The sequence below is a fragment of the Methylobacterium brachythecii genome (assembly GCF_014196345.1).
GTDB classification, from domain to species: Bacteria; Pseudomonadota; Alphaproteobacteria; order Rhizobiales; family Beijerinckiaceae; genus Methylobacterium; species Methylobacterium brachythecii.
Window position 1 is genome coordinate 338,218 of record NZ_JACIDN010000003.1, and the last position, 19,413, is coordinate 357,630.

The window sequence follows — 19,413 nt, forward strand, 5'->3', positions numbered from 1 at the left end:
TTCTCCAGTCTAGAACAAGGTCTAGCTCGACCATCGATTGGCTTTGTCCCCTTTCTGCGGGCGGCCATCACTGGGAATATCTTGATGTCCGACAGCAGCCATAAGTTCATCAAGCGGAATCGTCCGCCGCGCGTTCACATCACGTACGAGGATCCATACGACGCGGAGCGGAAGATCGAGCTGCCCTTCGTCATGGGCGTCATGTCGGATCTTTCCGGCAATGCCTCGTCGGTCGAGAAGCCGGATGTCGCCGAGCGTAAGTTCGTCGATATCGACATGGACAACTTCGACCAGCGCATGGCCGCGATCGACCCCGGCGTTCGCTTCAACGTCGACGACCGTCTCTCCGAGAGCGGCTCCAAGATGTCGGTCGAGCTGCATTTCAAGACGATGAACGATTTCGGCCCCGCTGCGGTCGCACGTCAGGTGCCGTCGCTGAACAAGCTCCTGGAGGCTCGCGAGCAGCTTGCGAACCTGTTGCGCTACATGGATGGCAAGGTCGCCGCGAGTGACCAGATCAAGGCGCTTCTGAAGGATCCTGCCCTTATGCAGGCGCTGAAGGATCGTCTCGCCGCGCCGGAACAGCAGCCCGAGGCTCCGACGCCGCCGGCTTCCTGATCGTCCCCGATCGATCTTTTCCCCCTGAATGCTTTCATCTTCCGCGAGATGTCTAGATGGCTGCCGCTTCAACTGAGCTCGCCAAGGAATCCGTGTCGGCTGGTGTCGCGACCGGCGATACCAACGAATTCACGGATCTGCTCAAGCAGAGTTTCAAGCCACGCACCGAGCGCGCTGCGACCGAAGTCGAGAACGCCGTCGGCACCTTGATCCGAGAGGCGCTCGCCGACTCCACGCTCATCAAGGACGACGTTCTCGACACGATCGAGGAGATGATCGCCCGGATCGATCAGAAGCTGACCGCGCAGGTCAACGAGATCATCCACACCCCGGACTTTCAGAAAATCGAGAGCGCCTGGCGGGGCCTCAACTATCTCGTCTTCAATTCGGAGACGGACACGACCTTGAAGATCAAGGTCCTGAACGTTTCGAAGCAGGAGATTCACAAGAACCTCCGCCTCTTCCCGGGTGCACGCTGGGATCAGAGCCCGCTGTTCAAGCGGGTCTACGAAGCCGAATTCGGTCAGCTCGGCGGCGAGCCTTTCGGCTGTCTAGTCGCCGATTACTATTTCAGCCATCTCTCGCAGGACGTCCAATTGCTCCGCGAGTTGGCGAAGGTGGCGAGCGCGGCCCATGCGCCCTTCTTTGCGGCGGCCGATCCGACGCTGATGGGCATGGACAGCTTCACGGAGCTCGCCAATCCGCGCGATCTCTCGAAGATCTTCGACACGCCCGATTACGTCCAATGGAAGGGCCTGCGCGACTCTGCCGACGCCCGCTATGTCGGCCTCTGCATGCCCCGGGTCCTGGCCCGGGTGCCCTACGGCGCCAAGACCGAGCCGGTCGAGGAATTCGCCTTCGAGGAGCAGACCGACGGGCATGCCGGCGAGAAATACGCCTGGATGAACGCGGCCTACGCCATGGCCGTGAACATCAACCGTGCCTACAAGGATTGCGGCTGGACGGTTCGGATCCGCGGCGTTCAATCCGGCGGCGAAGTGGTCAACCTGCCGAGCCACACCTTCCCGACCGACGACGGCGGCATCGACCTGAAATGCCCGACGGAAATCGCGATCAGCGATCGTCGTGAAGCTGAGCTTGCGAAGTCCGGCTTGATCCCGCTGATCCACCGCAAGAACTCCGACAAGGCTGCCTTCATCGGAGCTCAGTCGGTCTACAAGCCGAAGCAGTTTTATGGCGAGAAGGGGGTCGAAGCGACGGCCTCCGACAACCTGTCCGCGCGGCTTCCCTACATGTTCGCCGTGTCGCGATTTGCGCATTACTTGAAGTGCATGGTGCGTGATAAGATCGGCTCGACTAAAGAGAAGGATCAGCTCACCCGCTGGCTTCAGGAATGGATCAACGAGTACGTCGACGGCGATCCGATCAACTCCAGTGAGCAGACCAAGGCTCGTAAGCCTCTCGCGGCCGCGCGTGTCGATATTTTCGAGAACGAAGAAAATCCCGGCTACTACTCGGCCAACTTCTATCTGCGTCCTCACTATCAACTCGAGGGCATGGATATCGGAATGAGTCTCGTCTCGCGACTCCCGGCACCCAAGCAGTAATCGGCACTCACCAAAATCACGGCAGACAACCCCCGAGCTTTGGTCGGGGGTTTTCTCGACGCGTATCCAACCATCTCCGATCGGCGCTCATGCTGCACGATCAAGGTCAATTGAGGGGAGTTCGCTATGGCAGTTGATATCTTTTTGAAGCTGGATGGGATCAAGGGTGAGGCCCAGGACGACAAGTACAAGGACGAGATCGACGTGCTTGCCTGGTCGTGGGGTGCGAGCCAGTCGGGCACGACCCATGGCGGATCGGGCTCGGGCTCGGGTAAGGTCAGCGTCCAGGATTTGAGCATCACCAAGCATCTCGACAAGTCGAGCCCAGTCCTTTTTCAGCATTGTGCCAATGGCAAACACATCGCGAAGGGCAAGCTCATCGTCCGGAAGGCCGGTGAGAAGCCGCTTGAATACCTCACCATCGAGCTCGAAGACATCATTGTGACGCACGTCTCGATGGGCGGTTCGGGCAGCGAGGATCGTCTCACAGAGAATATCACGCTCAACTTCGGCACCTACCACGTGAAGTATGCCGTTCAGAACAAGGACGGGTCGAAGGGCGCCGAAGTCGAGCACAAGTGGCACGTCTCCAAGAATATCGCCGGCTGAGATCGGTCTTCGTGGCGCCCTGAGGCGCGCACGCGCTCGGCCCGCACCACGTGGTCCGCTTCGAAGCGGGTCTTCAGACGAGCCGCCCGTTTTGCAGGGCGGCTTGTTCTTCGCAGATCTCCGGCGATGGCCTGAGGGAGCATCGGGAGGGAAGGCATGGCCGCGCGTGCCGACGCGAAGCGCATCCGCATTCCAGTCATGGAAGCCTTCCGCGCTGCCCATGCGCAGAAGGACGCCCGCCTTCACGTAGATGTCAGGGACGAGAGCGGCGAGCGCGTCCTGGCTGGACGACGCTCCGGTGCGCGTGCAGCCGTCACCGCGAACGACCTTCAGCGCAGCGTGGCGCGGGACCTGGAGCGGCTGATGAATGCCGTACAGTTCGCAGCCGATACCGACATCAGCGACTTTCCTCAGGTTCAACGCTCCATCCTCAATCACGGCTTCGTCGACATTTCACGACTGTCGATCGACGATATCGGCGTCGACGAGGTCGGGCGCGAGATCGTGTCCGCCCTGCGCATCTTCGAGCCGCGCCTCGCACCCGCATCGATCACCTCTCAGCGCGACAGCACGATCGATCCGGCGGAACTCAAGCTGCGTTTCGTGGTGCGTGCCGAGATTGAAGCCGACCCGCTCAACGTTCCCGTCGAGTTCGTTGCGGAGCTGGAGCGGGATACCGGCCGCATCAAGGTCGCCCAGCGATGAGCGCGCGAGTGCCGACGAGGCTCCGAACGAAGCGGGGGCTGCCGTGAACCGGGAGTTTCTTGACCTCTACAACCGCGAACTCGGCTTCCTGCGCGATCACGCTCGGGAGTTCGCGGAGGAGTATCCGGGTATCGCCGAGCGGCTCGGGGGCCTCGTCGAAGGCCAGAGCGACCCGATGGTGACCGGGCTGCTCGAAGGAGCGGCCTTCCTCGCCGCTCGGGTTCAGCTCAAACTCAAGCACGAGTTCCCCGAGTTCACGCAGAACCTTCTCGAGCAGCTCGTCCCCAACTATCTCGCTCCGACCCCGGCCGTCATTCTGGCACGTGTCGAGCCGACTTACGGCGATGCTGCCCTGAGGGATGGTCCGCGGATCGCGCCGGGGGCGCATCTCGAGGCCACTTACCGCGAACGCGACCGCCAGGTCGCCTGCCGCTTCCGAACCACGGCGCCCCTGCGGCTCTGGCCCTTCGATATCATGGCCGCCGAGTACTTTTCGCATCCGGGGCCCTTGCAGGCGCTCGGCATCGAGAGGCGCGATGCCGTCGCCGGGATGCGCCTGACCCTCCGCCACCGCGTGGCGGCTCGCCTCGAGGACGAAACCGCGGACAGGGGGGACGATCCGCAGACCTTGTTCGCCGGCTGCGCCATCGACAATCTCCCCATCCACCTCGTCGGACCCGAGGCCGATGCGGTCGCGATCTACGAGCAGCTCTTCGCGGACCGCACCGGCATTTTCCTTCGGTATCTCGACGCGTTCGGTGATCCGATCGTCGTGCCGCTCGATCGCGACTGCATCGAGCCCATGGGTTTCGATACCGACGAGTTGTTGTTCCCGAAGGACAATCGGATCTTCGACGGGTTCGATCTCCTGCGCGAATATTTCGCTTTCCCGCGCAAGTTTCTCGGCTTCCGCCTGACCCGGCTCGGAGGTCCGCTCAAGCAGGTCCGCAGCCGCCTGCTCGATGTGATCTTCACCTTCGACGAAGCGAGCCCCCGCCTTGGAACGACGATGCGGCCGGATGCATTTGCGCTCTACGCGGTGCCGGCCGTCAACCTGTTCGAGATGAGCCTCGATCGCGTGCCGGTCGAGGCGAGCCGGCACGAATATCACCTCGTCGCGGACCGCAGCCGGCCCCTCGACTTCGAGCCGCACCGGATCTTGCAGGTCTTCGCGCATCAGCCCGGCCGGCAAGGCAAGGTTCCCGTGCCTCCGCTCTATGCGCCAGGCAGCAGTGTCGCGGGCGGCTCCGCCGGCCTCAGCTATACCGTGCGCCGGATGCCTCGCAGACGCACCGGCAGGGAGCGGCTGCAGGGGGCGGCTTCCGACTACACCGGCACCGACATCTTCCTGTCCTTGGTCGAACCCGCGGGGATAGATGCAGAAACGAGCGTGGCGGAAGTCAGCGTGCGGGCGCTGTGCTCGAACCGGCACCTGCCGGAGCTGCTGCCGATCGGGGCCTCGGGCGCCGATTTCCGGTTCGCCGACGATGGTGCCCTGCGCGTGGTCTGTGCGGCGGGGCCGACGCGGCCGCGCGAACCGGTGGTGGCTCAGTTGCGGGGCAGGTCCGAGCACCTGTTCACCGGCGCCGTCTCCTGGCGCCTCATCAGCCTGCTCCGGTTGAACCCGCTTGGCCTAGTCGAACGAGGCGGCGGCCGGGGCGCCGAATCCCTGCGTGAAGCCCTGATGCTCTTCGCCGATCTGTCCGACAGCGCGGTCGAGCGGCGCATCCGCGGCGTCCGCAGCGTCGACAGCCGGCCCGTCGTGCGACGCCTTCGCCAGCGGATCGGTACCGGAACCGCTCGCGGCACCGAGGTCACGGTGACGCTCGACGACAAGGCTTTCGAGGGAACGGGGCCGTTCCTGCTTGGAGCGATCCTCGAGCGGTTCTTCGCGGAATACGCCTCGCTCAATCACTTCACCCAGACGGTGATCCGCACGGTCGAGCGCGGCGAGATCATGCGCTGGGCACCGCGCGTCGGCGGACGGAGGCTCCTATGAGCTTCCGCGAACGGCTCGAGGCCGCTCCCTGGGCGCATGATTTTTTTGCGACGTTGCGCCGGATCGAGCGCAGCTATCCCGATCGACCCCGCGTCGGCGACAGCGCGGCCCGCGACGCGGATGCCGTCACGCTCGGGCAAGACCCGTATCTGGACTTTCCGTCCTGCAACATCGCCTCCGCGACGCGCGACGAACAGGGCGACTTGCGTCTCATCGTGAAGTTTCTCGGCCTCCTCGGGCCTCAGGGGGCGCTCCCGCTCGGAACGACCGACGAGGTGTATGGCTGGCTGATCGAGCGCGACGACGCCTTTCCGCGCTTCCTCGATCTGTTCAACAACCGTTTTCTGCAACTCTTCTTCCGGGCCTGGGCCGACGCCCGGCCCATCGCCCAGGCGGACAGGCCGGAGGCCGACCGCTTCGAGGCCTATATCGGCGCGTCCGTCGGTCTCGGCCTGCCGAGCCTGCGCGATCGCGATGCGCTCTCCGATCGCAGCAAGATCGCCTTCGCCGGCCTGTTGGGACCGGCCACCCGCTCCGCCTCTCGCCTTCGCGGAGCGATTGCCGGCCTCCTCGGCGTCGCTGTCGAGGTGGACGAGTTCATGGGGGCTTTCCTCCAGTTCGACGCGACGGATCTGTCGCGCCTCGGCGGCCCGAACGGCCGCCTCGGTCACGATCTCGTTCTGGGCCGCAGCGTGTTCTCGATTGAGGACCGCATTCGCCTGCGCATCCATGCCGCGGACCTCAAGGAGTACGAGCGGTTCCTGCCGGGTGGCGCGAGCTGTGAGCCGCTGGCGGATCTCGTTTTCTTCTACCTGGGCGACGAGTTCGACTGGGATGTCGAACTGGCGCTTCCCGTCACCTGCGTGCAGCCGGTGCATCTCGGGATCAGCGGCAGGATCGGTTATACGAGCTGGATCGGGCAAACGACGTCGGCCGACGGATACCGACGTGATGCCCGCTTCCAGCCTGCCGAGCGCGTCGACCGCGCCGGCCAGCAGGGCGGGAAGTTTGCAGCATGAGCGAGATCAGCCTCGAAACCGTCACCGGTAAGCTCAACCGCGTCGGCTACGACGCCTTCATCCAGGCCCTGCGCCAGGCGCGCGGTGCCGGGAACCGCAACGTCGAGCTCGCCCATTGGATCGGGCGGCTGCACGAGGTTCAGGGCAGCGACCTTGCCGCCACGGCCGACCACTACAAGCTGGATCGCGGCCGTATCGCCGCCGACCTCGCCAAGGCGGTGGACAGCCTCAAGCGAAACGAGACCGAGATGCCGGGCATCGCCAACGGCATCGTCGACCTGCTCGATCGCGGATGGCACTACGCGACGCTGCTCTTCGGAGAGACGCAGATCCGCTCCGGGCATCTCCTGGTCGGCGCCCTGAAGTCGAACGACTTGCGGCGGGTGCTGCTCGGCCTGTCGCCGGAATTCGGCAAGATCCCGGTCGATACGCTGATCGGCGAACATCGCTCGGTCTGGGCGAAGACCGACGAAGAGAACCTTCGCCCCATGGATGGCGCCGGTCCCGTTGCCGCGGGAGCCACCGCCACGGCCCCGGGAGCGAAGGGTCAGACGGCCCTCGACCGCTTCTCGCAGGACCTCACCGCCAAAGCGGAGGCGGGCGAGATGGATCCGATCCGCGGCCGTGACGAAGAGATCCGCCAACTCATCGACGTCCTGATGCGGCGGCGGCAGAACAATCCGATCCTCACCGGCGAGGCGGGCGTCGGCAAGACTGCCGTGGTCGAAGGCTTCGCGCAGGCCATCGCCTCCGGTGACGTGCCGCCGCCCCTGCGCGAGGTGCGGCTTCACGTGCTCGATATCGGCCTGATGCAGGCCGGCGCCTCGATGAAAGGGGAATTCGAACAGCGGCTGCGCTCCGTCATCGACGAGGTCCAGTCCTCGCCGAAACCGATCATCCTGTTCATCGACGAGGCCCATACGCTGATCGGTGCCGGAGGGCAGGCCGGCACCGGCGACGCAGCCAATCTCCTGAAGCCGGCGCTCGCGCGCGGAACGCTGAAGACGATCGCAGCGACGACCTGGGCCGAATACAGGCAGTATTTCGAGAAGGACCCGGCTCTGACGCGCCGCTTCCAGCCGATCCAGGTCGGCGAACCCGGCGTGGCGCAGTGTTGCGACATGCTGCGCGGTCTGCTCGCTCCAATGGAGAAGCACCATCGCGTGCGCATCTCGGATGCGGCCATCGTCGCGGCGGTGCAGTTGTCCCATCGCTACATTCCAGCCCGGCAATTGCCCGACAAGGCTGTGAGCCTGCTCGACACAGCGAGCGCCCGCGTCTCGATCAGCCAGACCGCCGTGCCGGCCGCGATCGCAGACACCCGCGCGGCGATCCGGGCCAAGGACAGCGAGCGCGCAGCGCTCGTGGCGGACGGCGATCTCGGAATCGACGGTGAGGCGCGGATCACTGAGATCGATACCGAGACCGGCGCTCTGAAGGACAAGCTCTCCGGCCTCGAAGCTGCCTGGGAACAGGAGACGGCCCTCGTCGAAGAGATCCAGGCGCTTCGGGCCGCGCTCTCGGAAGCAGGCAGCAGTGCCGCAGCAGAGGAAGCCGCGGTCGAGGCGACCGGTCCGGTGGGAGCCAGCCTCGAGAGCGAGGAGCATCCCGTCGTGGAGGTGCCCGCAACGCCGGAAGATCGGCGAGCGGCGTTACGCGAGGCCGCAGGGCGACTGGAGGCGATCGAGCCCGAGTTAAGGATGATTTACGCCCACGTCGACGAGCAGGCGGTGGCCTCCGTGGTTGCGGACTGGACCGGCATTCCGGTCGGCCGGATGGTTCGCGACGAGATCGAGACCGTGCTGCGCCTGCCCGAGACCCTGAACCGGCGCGTCGTCGGTCAGTCCCACGGGATCGCGATGATCGCCAAGCGCATCGAGACCAACCGGGCCAAGCTGGACAACCCGAACAAGCCGATCGGCGTGTTCATGCTCTGCGGCCCCTCCGGCGTCGGCAAGACGGAGACCGCGCTCGCCCTCGCCGAGGCGCTCTACGGCGGCGAGCAGAACATGATCACCATCAACATGAGCGAGTTCCAGGAGGCGCATACGGTCTCGACGCTCAAGGGCGCACCTCCCGGCTACGTCGGCTACGGAGAAGGCGGCCGCCTGACGGAGGCGGTGCGCCGCCGACCGTACAGCGTGATCCTTCTCGACGAGGTCGAGAAGGCTCACCCGGACGTTCACGAGATCTTCTTCCAGGTCTTCGACAAGGGCGTGATGGAGGATGGGACGGGCCGGCGGATCGATTTCCGCAACACGCTCATCATCCTGACGTCGAATGTCGGCACCGACTTGATCATGCAGCTCTCGCGCGATCCGGGCTATCGCTCGGATGCGGAGGCGCTCGCCCAGGCCTTGCGGCCCGAACTGCTCAAGGCGTTTCCGCCGGCGCTACTCGGTCGCATCGTCACGATCCCCTACTTCCCGCTTTCGCCGGAGATGCTGTCGGGCATCGCGCGCCTGCAACTGGACAGGATCGGCAAGCGCGTACGCGAGAACCACGAGGTGGCTTTCACCTACGACGACACCGTGGTCGAGCACATCGTCTCCCGCTGCAACGATCCGGATTCGGGCGGCCGGATGATCGACAACATCATCACCAACACGCTGCTGCCGGAACTGTCGCGGGAATTCCTGAACCGGTCTCTCGAAGGAGAGACGCTCACAAGCGTTCGTGTGGGGATCGGGGACGGCCGTTTCGCCTACGAATTCGGCGACACGGCAAGGAAAACCGGAGGCCCGGAAGTGCCCGGTATTCGAGAGCCCATCGTTCCGAGCTCGCATGGGAGCACAGGCGAAGCCTCAGAGAACGCACTTGCCGCCGAGCCCTAGCGCGAAGCCGACACCAATGCGGCGGAACGTGAGTGTTGCCAGCGCGCAGACGCCCAAGAAACGCGCGTCATCTGGGCGCGCGTCCGAATTTCGTAACTGATCGATCGCCGCAGTCCCCGGAGACGCTGACATGTCCGTTATCAACGTCGTGATGGCCCCATCCGATCTCGTCACCTTCGTAGCCGACACGGGCTTGTGTGGCTGGTGGGGCGACCAGCCGATCAAGTTGAACCGCTATATGAGCGGCAATGCTGCCTATGGCGGTTCGGCGACTTCGAATGACCTCCTCGGTGCGATCTCCAAGATGAGAAGCACAGGCGGCCTCACGATTGGCACACGACCACAAGACAGCACGATCATGTGGGCGAATATCGGCAAGGGCCAAGCATATCCCAGCGATCTCATTCTGACCTGGGGCTGGTGCTACGATAACTTCGATCAAGTGCAGCCCATAAAGGTTCAACTGTTCAACTATGTGTCGAACGGTCACGGCGGCTCAAAGACCGTGAAGGATGGTCCGCCGGTGGAGATGGGTACGTTTCTGACAAGCAGAAGCCGCTTCGCTGAGGGAATGCAGGCTTTCATCGACAGAAAAGGGTTCGGCTGGGACTGCATCGGCTTCGTCCAGCAGTACCTCCTAGCGATCGAATTCTATACAGCCTATCCGGGATTGCTGCCCACGCAGTACATCGGCGGCCGCAGTGGTTTCACCGAGGTCACCCGCCTCGATCAGATCGGACCTCTTAACGTCATCGCCTATCCTTGGCACGTGCAGATCATCGACAGTGTTCAGTCAATCTCGTCCAATCAGGTGAAATGCACGATCTGTCAGAGCTCAGGATGGGCGGCTCGCAGCGGGCCGATGACGAACGACAATATCACCATTACTGGACCTATCGACATGAAGAAAGAAGACGAGACGGGAAAAGAAAAGACTGAGTACTATTTCAAAATCTCGGGCCCATCACCGGTCACGGGAATAGCAAGAATTGGCCGTTCCGCACGATTGAAACCGGCCTATGCGTTCGGCGCCTGACAATACGGGTACCGATTTTCCGCCTCGCGCGATCATCTGACTGGTCGATACAGTACCCGAGCCCGCCTGAGATGGAGAGATTGTCTTGTCCAAGAACCGTTTCGAGCAAGTAAGCGAGCCAGCCGACGATGCGATGACGCTCTGCCTCAAGCGTGACGGCGAGAAGAACTATGGCATTATCTCTTGCCCTCGGAGCGCCACGGAAGGGCGGTTACCGAAGGACTATACCTCCGACGAATTGCCGCTCAAGGAAGCGATCTCGTCAGCCATTAAGCTCGCCAACGACTTCAAGGCTCCGCTCGTCGTCATGGACCCGGACGGTCTCTGGCAGACGGAATGGGGCGAACTCTACCGCGACGATGAAAGCTGATCCAAGCGCGGATCGTCGAATTCTTACGAGTACTCGATAACACGCGTGCGGGCTCGCTTGTGGCCCAACCCAGTCCGAACACACCAATCTGCCAGCATCGTCCTAAAAAAACACGAACAACGGCGCTTGATATTTGGTCTATTAAAACAAGGAACGGAAGATGGCAGGCAATATGCTGATCCATGACAACAGATTGTCTGGGAAAATGCCGAGCGGTCTTGCGAACAACAATTATCAGGTTGGCGCAACCACCGACACGAGGCACATTTTCGATTGGGCAGCATACTATGCGTCGACGCAAAGCGGCCTCGATAATCTTTTCATCATGTGCCATGGCTACACCGCCCCTGCTTACGCAGAGCAAAAATCCCAATACGTTCTCGGCAATGGCCTACAGCTTGGAAAAGACAACCTGAGCTTCAACAACATTTCTGTGGTCAGCGCCCTGAGTAATCAAGTCAAAACTATCACGTTGTTTGCTTGCGGCCCAGCCAATACAACGAAAGGCCTTCAAAACACAGCCGTCGATGGCATGAGATTCTGCGGAGAGTTTGCCCTGTATAGCGGCGCGGCAGTTATTGCCGCCACAGCCTCTCAATCCTACCAATATAAGAAATGCGTCGCCAAAATCTGCTATCACAGCAATACGGATGCCACTGGCGAGATCGATTTCGGTCAGTGGGAGGGGCCGGTCTATCAATTCAGTCCCGTCGACGGATCGCCGTCTCGTATTTCCTGAGGACCGAGAAACGGTCATGCCCAAAGGTCCCGCCGCCCGCATTCTCGACCCGGTCGCCCATCCCCTGCCGCCCATTCTGCAGCCAGGACCCGGCAGTCCGAATGTTTTGATCGGAAGCCTGCCAGCCTGGCGCGGGGTTCCGGCCGCGGCGGCGGCTGCGATCCAAGCGGCAAAAGCGATCTCGGATGCCACGATCCAGGTTGCGGAAGCCGCGACGATCGCCGCCGCCGGCACTCCGGGCGCGCCGGCGGCGCTCGCGGCCGAGCAGACCGCCAAGTCGACGGCAGCCTCCACCATGGGCTCGATGATCTCCGGGGGAGCCGGCGGCGCCGACATCCATATCTGCGCGACTCCATTGCCGATCCCGCCTCACGGACCTGGCGTCGTGGTGAACGGCTCCCAGACCGTACTGATCAACGGCCTGCCCGCCTGCCGGCAGGGCGACACCATCGTGGAAGCCGTCGGGCCACCGAATACGATCGTCATGGGACTGCTGACCGTCGTCATCGGGGGGTGAGCGGACGTTCCGCTCGCCGAGCGTTCACGCCGTCCGCTGCAGTCCATCCGAACCGCGACGACCTGCGCAGGTTGATCTGGTCGCATCCTACCCTGCGCGAGATTCGTAGGGTGGCCGGATTGCACCGAATGGCTTCAGCACGGCGCAGATTCGTGTTGTCGGAGTGCGGTTCTGTTTCCTGATTTCTTGTGCAGACAGGCTGTCACCACCCGTCGCGACTCGGATCAGCAGGCAAGACGTTTCCGCAAAGCGATGAAGTCTCGCCAAGTCTTTCCGCTATCGATCGTGCACCTGCTCGGCTTCACCGAGCTTCGAGCGGACTACGGCCTCTTCGCCCGTCTGACATCATCTGGATAGCGTCAGCGAAATCACTTGTAGCCAAAATCATACACCGAGCCCCGAAAGGATGCAGCCATCCGCGATAATGGCAAAGCTTGATTGACGCCGCCAAGCGGACCGCGGAGAGTCCGAAACCGGACCAGGCTTGATTGCCGCTTAAACAGCGATGATTCGGCTTGTTTCGGTCGATGGTGGGGGGTCGCCATGCGCGCCGATAACGGCTCAGCCAGTCGCTGGGCATCGGAATGCTCGAAGATCGTCCCGCTGCCAGCGGACCGTTGCCGTGGCTTTCAAGATCACTCGAGCAGCCTCGTGGGCTTTCGCATGAACGTCGGTACGACCCGATCGAGGATGATACCGGCATGACGCCGCTTGTGCCTGCATTGAGGGCCAGCGCGGTGTCGCAGCGTCGCAGCATCGGCGCCGCCTGCCGTCTCTCGGGACTCGCCCTGGCTGCGTTGACCGCAATGGCGGGGCTGTCCCGGGTAGAGGCGCAAACCGCCAGCCAGGTCACGCCGCAGAGCTTTGCTCCGCCGGCCGTCCGACCGGGCGGAACGCTCGCCTTTTCGGGCCAAGCCGGACTCGCGGCTCCCGCTGGATCCGATCGGCTGAGCATCCGCGTTGGGACGATCGTCGTCGAGAACGCGCCGCCCGGCTTCGCCCCGGAAATTGCAGAGCTTCAGGCGAAGCTGGTGGGACGGCGCGTCCCGGTCAGCGAGATTTTCTCTGCTGCACAAGAACTCGAGGCGGTGCTGGTTCGTCGGGGATCGCTGCTGATCCGCGTCGTGCTGCCGGCTCAGAAGCTCAATGACGGCGGCCGCCTGCGCCTCGTCGTGGTCAACGGCTTCATCCAGAACGTCGAACTTCGGAACGTGCCCGAGCCGGCCCGCAGCCGCATCGCGGCCGTTCTCGACGGGCTCGTCGGCCGACGCGATCTTCAGACGTCGGAGATCGAACGTCGCCTACTTCTGGCCGGCGACACACCCGGCGTCTCGCTGCGCTCCACCCTGGTGCCGAGCACCTCCCAAGGCGGCGCGACCCTCGTCATCGACGGGACCTATCGGGCAGTCACCGGCTTCGTTGGCGGCGACAACACCGTCGGCAAGGCGCTTGGCGGCTACTCGATCGGCACCGGTCTCGACATAAACACGGCCTTCGGCCTGGGCGAAACGCTCTACGTGCGCGCCCTCGGCTATCCAGGGCGCAACGACGCGCTCGGCACTGGAAGCCCGTTCGGCGACGATCCGCGTCTTCGCACCCTGTCCGGCGGCCTCGTGATGCCGCTCGGAACGGACGGCATGACCTTCAACGTCGAGTATACGGACAGCCGCACGGCGCCGAAGGTCTCGAACGTCATCCAGACAACGAGCGACTACGAGCGCCTGTCGTTCCGCCTGCGCTATCCGTGGCTTCGCAGCCGCACCGCCAACTTCTTCAGCGAAGTCGCCTTCGACGCGACGCGCGAAGAGCTCGGCCTCGTCCTCCCGGCGATGACGGTGCCGCTCAGCCTCGATCGCCTGCGCATCGTGCGCCTGAGCGGCGAAGGCGACGTCAAACTCGACAGCGGCGGCATCATCTCGGGCCGGAGCACGCTCTCGCTCGGCATCGACGGGCTCGGGGCGCGCGGCATCGCCGATGCGACGCCGATCCTGCCGCTGTCGCGACTCGGCGCCAATGCCGAGTTCCAGAAGCTCGATACCTGGATCACGCTGACGCAGCCCCTACCGGAAGGCTTCGTCTTCGGCTTCTACGCCCGCGGCCAGACATCGTTCGGCCAGCCGCTCGTGCGCAGCGAGCAGATGGCGATCGCCTCGTTCCAGGAGCTCTCGACCTTCGATGCAGGAAGCCTCGGCGGCGATAGCGGCTGGCTGGTGCGAAGCGAGGTTGCCCATCCGTTCAGCGTGAACCTCGAAGGCCGACCGGCCACGGTCAGCCCCTACGTCTTCGGCGCGACCGGGCAGCTCTTCCTCGAGCGGCCGACGATCCTCGAAGCGTCCAAGCTGGACGTCTCCTCGGTCGGTCTCGGCTTGAGGCTGGCGGCGCTGCTCGATCCGACGAGCGCCACCGAGGCCAACCTGACGCTCGAGTTCGGCCGGCGCTTCCGCAGCGATGCGCTGCCGGACGCCAACCGTTTCACCGTGCTCGGCTCTATCCGGTTCTGAGGACGGCCCGCCATGACCAGCCAGCCCATCCTCATGCAGACTGCCGGTGAGACCCCGAACCGTCGGGTCGCGGGGCGATTTCTCCGCCGGTCGCTGTCTCTGCTGCTCGCAGGCACGGCGCTGAGCAGCCCCACGCTGCCAGGTGCAGCCGAGTTGCCGCGCGGCGGCAGCGTCACCTACGGCACCGTCGGCATCACGCAGCCTTCCGCCAATCAGCTTACGATCCAGCAATCGTCCCAGACGGCGATCGTGAACTGGCAGGGTTTCTCGATCGGGCAGGGCGCCCGGGTCGACATCAATCAGCCTTCGTCGAGTTCGGCCATCCTGAACCGGGTCACTGGATCGACGCCCTCGACCATTGCCGGCCAACTCAACGCGAACGGCCAAGTCTACCTCGTCAACCCGAACGGCATCGCCATCACCCCGACCGGCACCGTCCAGGCCGGCGCCTTCGTCGGTTCGAGCCTCGACATCGCCGACGAGGACTTCAAGGCGGGCCGCCGGGTCTTCCGCGGACACGGGCGCTCGGCCACCGTCTCGAATGCCGGCACGATCGACATCGCACGCGGGGGCTATGCTGCGCTGTTGGGCGGCCAAGTCGACAACAGCGGCACCATCAACGTGCCCCTCGGCCGTGTCGGGCTGGGTGCCGGTGAACAGGCGACGCTCGATCTATCTGGCGATGGCTTCCTGCAGGTCGCCATCCCGAGCCATGACGACGGGACCGGCAAGGCGCTTATCAACCATTCCGGCCGGATCAGCGCCGCGGGCGGCCGTGTCGTGATCCAGGCGGCGACGGCCCGCGATGCCGCTCGCAATGCGATCAACCTGTCCGGCGTCGTCGAGGCGCGGACGGTGAGCGGGCATTCCGGCGCGATCGTGCTGGGAGGCGGCGAGGGCGGCAAAGTCACCGTGACCGGGCGCCTCGACGCCTCTGCACGCGCCCCCCGAGCCCGGACCGCACGTGCGGCCCGAGGCGGACAGGGCGGCGACATCACGGTCACCGGACAGGACATCCGGCTCGCTGGCGCGCAGATCAAGGCCGATGGGACCACCGGGGGCGGCCGGATCCGCATCGGCGGCGACTACCAGGGCGGCGGGACGCTTCAGCGAGCCGCGACCACCACGGTCGACGCCGCGACCACGATCAGCGCCGATGCGGGTCGCACGGGCAATGGCGGCAACGTGGTCCTCTGGTCCGACCAGATGACGAGTTTCACCGGGCGCATTTCCGCGCGTGGCGGAACCGAGTCCGGCAATGGCGGCAACGCAGAGGTCTCGGGCAAGGCCCTGCTCGCCTATGACGGAACCGCCGACCTGACCGCGGCCAAAGGCAGCTTCGGCACCCTGCTGCTCGATCCGTACAACGTGACCATCTCGAACGGCGCCGATGCGAACCAGACCGGCTTCGCGGCGACCGGCAACGACTCCGTGATCAACGCGACGACGCTCTCCAACGCGCTCGCCACCGCCAACGTCACGGTGACCACCGGCGGAGCGGGCAGCGCGGGAACGCAGGCCGGCGACATCACCGTCGCCGCGCCGGTGGCCTGGAGCGCGCCGACCATCCTGACCTTGCAGGCCTTTCATTCGATCGCGGTCAATTCGGATCTGCAGGTCAACGGGGCCGGCGGCCTCGCCTTCGTCACGAACAACGGCGGAGCCGGCGGGACGCTCACCTTCGGCAACGGCGGACGCGCGACCTATGCCACGAGCGGCGGCGCAGGCATTACGGGTCAGTCCCTCTCGATCAACGGCCAAGCCTATGGGCTGATCTATTCGATGGCCGGCTTGCAGAACATGGCCGGCAATCTCGCCGGCAACTACGCCCTCGCCCAGAGCCTGAACGGGACCGGCACGGCCTTCACGCCCATTGGTGATACGACCACCGCGTTCACCGGACAATTCAACGGCCTCGGCCAGACCGTGACCAATCTGACCATCAACACGCCGGCACGGGACAGCACCGGCCTGTTCGGCGCGGCGACCGGGGCGACGATCGGCAACATCAACCTCGTTGCCGCCAACGTCACCGGGGGCGACAACACCGGCGCGCTCGTCGGCCTCGCCACCAACAGCGCGATCTATGGCACCACCGTCTCCGGCAGCGTCACGGGCGGCGACACGACCGGCGGCTTGGTCGGCGGCCTCGTCGGGACTTCAACCACGACCGTTGGCGGCAGCACGGTGATCGGCTCTTCGAGCGCGGCGACGGTGGTCGGAACGGTCAACACCGGCGGCTTGATCGGTGCTGTAGACGCTGCCTCCGTGACTGGCTCCTCCGCCACCGGAGCTGTGCGTGGTGGTGATTTCACGGGCGGCCTCATCGGCAATGCGCAAAGCACCAACATCAGCACCTCTTACGCCACAGGCGCGGTCTCTGGCGGTGATCTCGTCGGCGGCTTGATCGGCGGCCTCGGCGGGGAAGGTGTCAACGCGGCTCAGGCCACGACGCTTACGCTGTCCTACGCCAACGGGGCGGTCACCGGGCCGGGGCGTGTCGGCGGCCTCGTGGGTCTAGTCAGCAACAACTCCACCATCGCAAACACCTACGCCACCGGACTCACGCGCGGCGGCACGGCTGCGGGCGGCCTTATTGGCGAGATCAACAGTATACCGGGAACGTCCGCTGCGCCGATCGCCGTCGGCACGAGTTACGCGACCGGCTTGGTGACCGGCGGTGGCACGCTCGGCGGCCTCGTTGGAACCTCAGTCGTAGGGTCAGCGCAGACGGTGACCAATTCCTACTGGGACACTCAGACGACGGGCCAGACGACGAGCGCCTTCGGAACCGGGCAGACGACGGCGCAGCTCCAGGGAGCGCTTCCGGCGGGGTTCTCCGACGCGATTTGGGGCACGCAGGCCAATGCCTATGCCTTCCTGAACTGGCGCTTCCCGACGGGCGTGCTCGCCGTGTCCGGCTTCGCACGTGACGCCGCCGCCAATCCCATCGCGGGCGAGGCGGTTCGCGTGGCGACCGGCGGCAACATCTCCTACCAGACCAATGCCGGCGCCAACGGCTATTACTACGTTGCCCGCGACCCGCTCGCCGGCGCGCTTCCGCAGGGCGCCACCGCGTTCCTCGACGGCACCAATCGTGGGTCACGGACCGTCGATGCGCCGCTCGGCGCAGGCGCGCTGACCAATGTCGATGCGCGCATCGGGCGCGTCGTCGTCGCGACGGCACAGCCCACCGCGTCGGGCCTGGCGGCGGTGCTCGCCTCGGCCGGCGACAGCGCGCTGTCGGCCAACATCCCCTACACCGTGACTGCGACCGGCGGCGTCCCGACCTTCGCCAGCGGATTGCCGACCTTCATCGAGGCGCTCGGAACCGCCGGCTTCACGGTCGATCGCTCGCTGATCTCAAACGGCTCGCTCCAGCTTGCCGGAGCCGGATCCGGCGCGGGCACGACGACATCGGCAGGTCCCGTGGCCATCTCGGCGGGCCAGACCGTCCAGAGCCAGACCGGCGACGTCGTCATCGCGACCTCGCAATTCACGAACAACGCCGGTGCGACCGGAGTCCAGGCCGGCGGACGCTACCTCATTTACAGCCAGGACTACGCCAACGATCAGCGCGGCGGCCTGGCAGGCGGGAACCTGTACAACCGCAGCTTCGCAGCGAACGGCCCCGGCACCGTCACCCAAACCGGAAGCCAGTTCGTCTATACCCGCCAGCCGATCCTGACCGTGACTGCAACGGACGCGACGCGCACCTACGGGCCGACGGCACTCGGCTTTACGCGCTCCGTCACCGGCCTCGTCAACGGCGACACCGCCGCCCAGGCCTTCACCGGCCAATCGGCCGTCGCGGACACGACGAGCCCCCTGTCGGGCGTCGGGACGTATGCCAACGGTGCCCAGGTGACCCAGGGCACGCTCGCCTCGTCGATCGGCTACGCCTTCGCCTTCGTCAACGCGCCGGTCACCATCACTCCGGCGGCGCTCACGATCCAGGCCAACAACGCGTTCAAGCCCGTTGGGACGACGCTGACCTTCGCTGGAACCGAGTTCACCACGACCGGCCTCGTCAACGGCGACACCGTGACCGGCGTCACTCTGACGAGCACCGGCGCTCCGGCGGCGGCCGCACCCGGCATCTACGCGATCCTCGCGAGCAACGCACAGGGCACTGGCGTGGCGGCGAACTATGCGATCACCTACCTCCCCGGCACCCTGGCCGTTCAGAACACGACGATCGACCCGCTGACCGTGGCGGTCGCGCTCCCGACCCTCGACAGGCAGTACCCGCCGCCGTTCTCACCCGTCGTGGACACACCCGACGTCATCGTGGTTGCCGGCGAAAGCGAGGTCTTCACCGGTCACGACGTCAGCGTCGGGAGCGGGATCGGCCGGACGAGCACGACCCAGCCGCTCTCTCTCGGCGGCGGCCAGCCCCTGCAGCCTCGCCAGGAGGCTTCGGTCGACGATCTCGACGCCCTCGGCCGCGAACTCGATGCAGCCGTGGCCGCATGCGAGCAGCGTGATCCGCGCCGCGTGAAGGTCTATACCGACTGCGTCGCGCGCGCGCTGGAAACCTACGCCGATGCTCTCGAAGCCAGGATCGCGCAGCTGCCGCCGGCGTTCCGTAACATCCCGGCTGCGGTCCGCATCCCGGCGATCCTGCGAGATACGGGCGCGCGCTCGGCGCCGCTCCGTAGCGTCCCGGACGTCATCCGGGCCGCGGCGCGGAAGGTTCGGGCGTCGCGTACGGTGGCTCAGGCTCGCAGCGTCGTCCGCGCTGCGGTGACGGTGGTCCGCAAGGCGATCGGCCTGATCCGCGCCGACGAGCCCGCGGTGGCGGCCCGACAGGTGAGGCAGGGCAATGCAGTTGCCGGTGCTCTTCAGATGGTTGAGAACCGACTCGCCAAGGCGACGGGGCTCTGAACCCTCGACGG

General features: G+C 65.0%; 13 protein-coding genes. All 13 read left to right on the forward strand.

Going from position 1 to position 19,413, the window contains the following annotated elements; translation table 11 throughout:
* The first annotated feature begins 84 nt into the window (after positions 1 to 84).
* The 13 genes from tssB to GGR33_RS09295 all read left to right on the forward strand — a co-directional run bounded on the left by tssB (position 85) and on the right by GGR33_RS09295 (position 19,402).
* The gene (gene tssB / locus GGR33_RS09235; protein WP_183505040.1) at positions 85 to 618 is read left to right on the forward strand and encodes a type VI secretion system contractile sheath small subunit; all 534 of its coding nucleotides are present in this window, start codon (positions 85 to 87) and stop codon (positions 616 to 618) included.
* 56 nt (positions 619 to 674) lie between these two features.
* Entirely contained in the window at positions 675 to 2,186 is a 1,512-nt protein-coding gene (gene tssC, locus GGR33_RS09240) for a type VI secretion system contractile sheath large subunit (protein ID WP_183504258.1), read from the forward strand.
* Between the two features lie 126 nt (positions 2,187 to 2,312).
* Positions 2,313 to 2,795, forward strand: coding sequence for an Hcp family type VI secretion system effector (locus tag GGR33_RS09245; RefSeq protein ID WP_183504261.1), 483 nt, complete (start codon positions 2,313 to 2,315; stop codon positions 2,793 to 2,795).
* 156 nt (positions 2,796 to 2,951) lie between these two features.
* On the forward strand, positions 2,952 to 3,500 hold the full coding sequence (gene tssE, locus GGR33_RS09250) for a type VI secretion system baseplate subunit TssE (RefSeq protein WP_183504263.1): 549 nt from the start codon (positions 2,952 to 2,954) through the stop codon (positions 3,498 to 3,500).
* A 43-nt stretch (positions 3,501 to 3,543) separates the two neighbouring features.
* Positions 3,544 to 5,499, forward strand: coding sequence for a type VI secretion system baseplate subunit TssF (gene tssF, locus GGR33_RS09255; protein WP_183504265.1), 1,956 nt, complete (start codon positions 3,544 to 3,546; stop codon positions 5,497 to 5,499).
* Complete coding sequence (gene tssG, locus GGR33_RS09260) at positions 5,496 to 6,518, forward strand: type VI secretion system baseplate subunit TssG (RefSeq protein WP_183504267.1); 1,023 nt, start codon at positions 5,496 to 5,498, stop codon at positions 6,516 to 6,518. Before tssF ends, tssG begins: the two co-directional genes overlap by 4 nt.
* Complete coding sequence (tssH, locus tag GGR33_RS09265) at positions 6,515 to 9,352, forward strand: type VI secretion system ATPase TssH (RefSeq protein ID WP_183504269.1); 2,838 nt, start codon at positions 6,515 to 6,517, stop codon at positions 9,350 to 9,352. Before tssG ends, tssH begins: the two co-directional genes overlap by 4 nt.
* Before the next feature lie 130 nt (positions 9,353 to 9,482).
* Positions 9,483 to 10,388 carry a hypothetical protein gene (locus GGR33_RS09270; protein ID WP_183504271.1) on the forward strand — a complete coding sequence of 302 codons (906 nt, stop codon included), beginning with the start codon at positions 9,483 to 9,485 and terminating at the stop codon, positions 10,386 to 10,388.
* Between the two features lie 85 nt (positions 10,389 to 10,473).
* Positions 10,474 to 10,758 (forward strand): hypothetical protein, encoded by a 285-nt coding sequence (locus tag GGR33_RS09275; RefSeq protein WP_183504273.1) that lies wholly within the window; start codon positions 10,474 to 10,476, stop codon positions 10,756 to 10,758.
* Positions 10,759 to 10,918: 160 nt separating this feature from the next.
* Positions 10,919 to 11,497: a hypothetical protein gene (locus tag GGR33_RS09280; protein ID WP_183504274.1), complete on the forward strand. Its 579-nt coding sequence runs from the start codon at positions 10,919 to 10,921 to the stop codon at positions 11,495 to 11,497.
* Positions 11,498 to 11,513: 16 nt separating this feature from the next.
* Positions 11,514 to 12,014, forward strand: a complete 501-nt coding sequence (locus GGR33_RS09285; protein ID WP_183504276.1) for a PAAR domain-containing protein — start codon at positions 11,514 to 11,516, stop codon at positions 12,012 to 12,014.
* A gap of 737 nt (positions 12,015 to 12,751) precedes the next feature.
* Positions 12,752 to 14,515: a ShlB/FhaC/HecB family hemolysin secretion/activation protein gene (locus tag GGR33_RS09290; RefSeq protein ID WP_183504278.1), complete on the forward strand. Its 1,764-nt coding sequence runs from the start codon at positions 12,752 to 12,754 to the stop codon at positions 14,513 to 14,515.
* A 12-nt stretch (positions 14,516 to 14,527) separates the two neighbouring features.
* A complete protein-coding gene (locus tag GGR33_RS09295) occupies positions 14,528 to 19,402 on the forward strand; it encodes a beta strand repeat-containing protein (RefSeq protein WP_183504280.1) in 4,875 nt (1,624 codons plus the stop codon).
* Positions 19,403 to 19,413 lie beyond the last annotated feature (11 nt).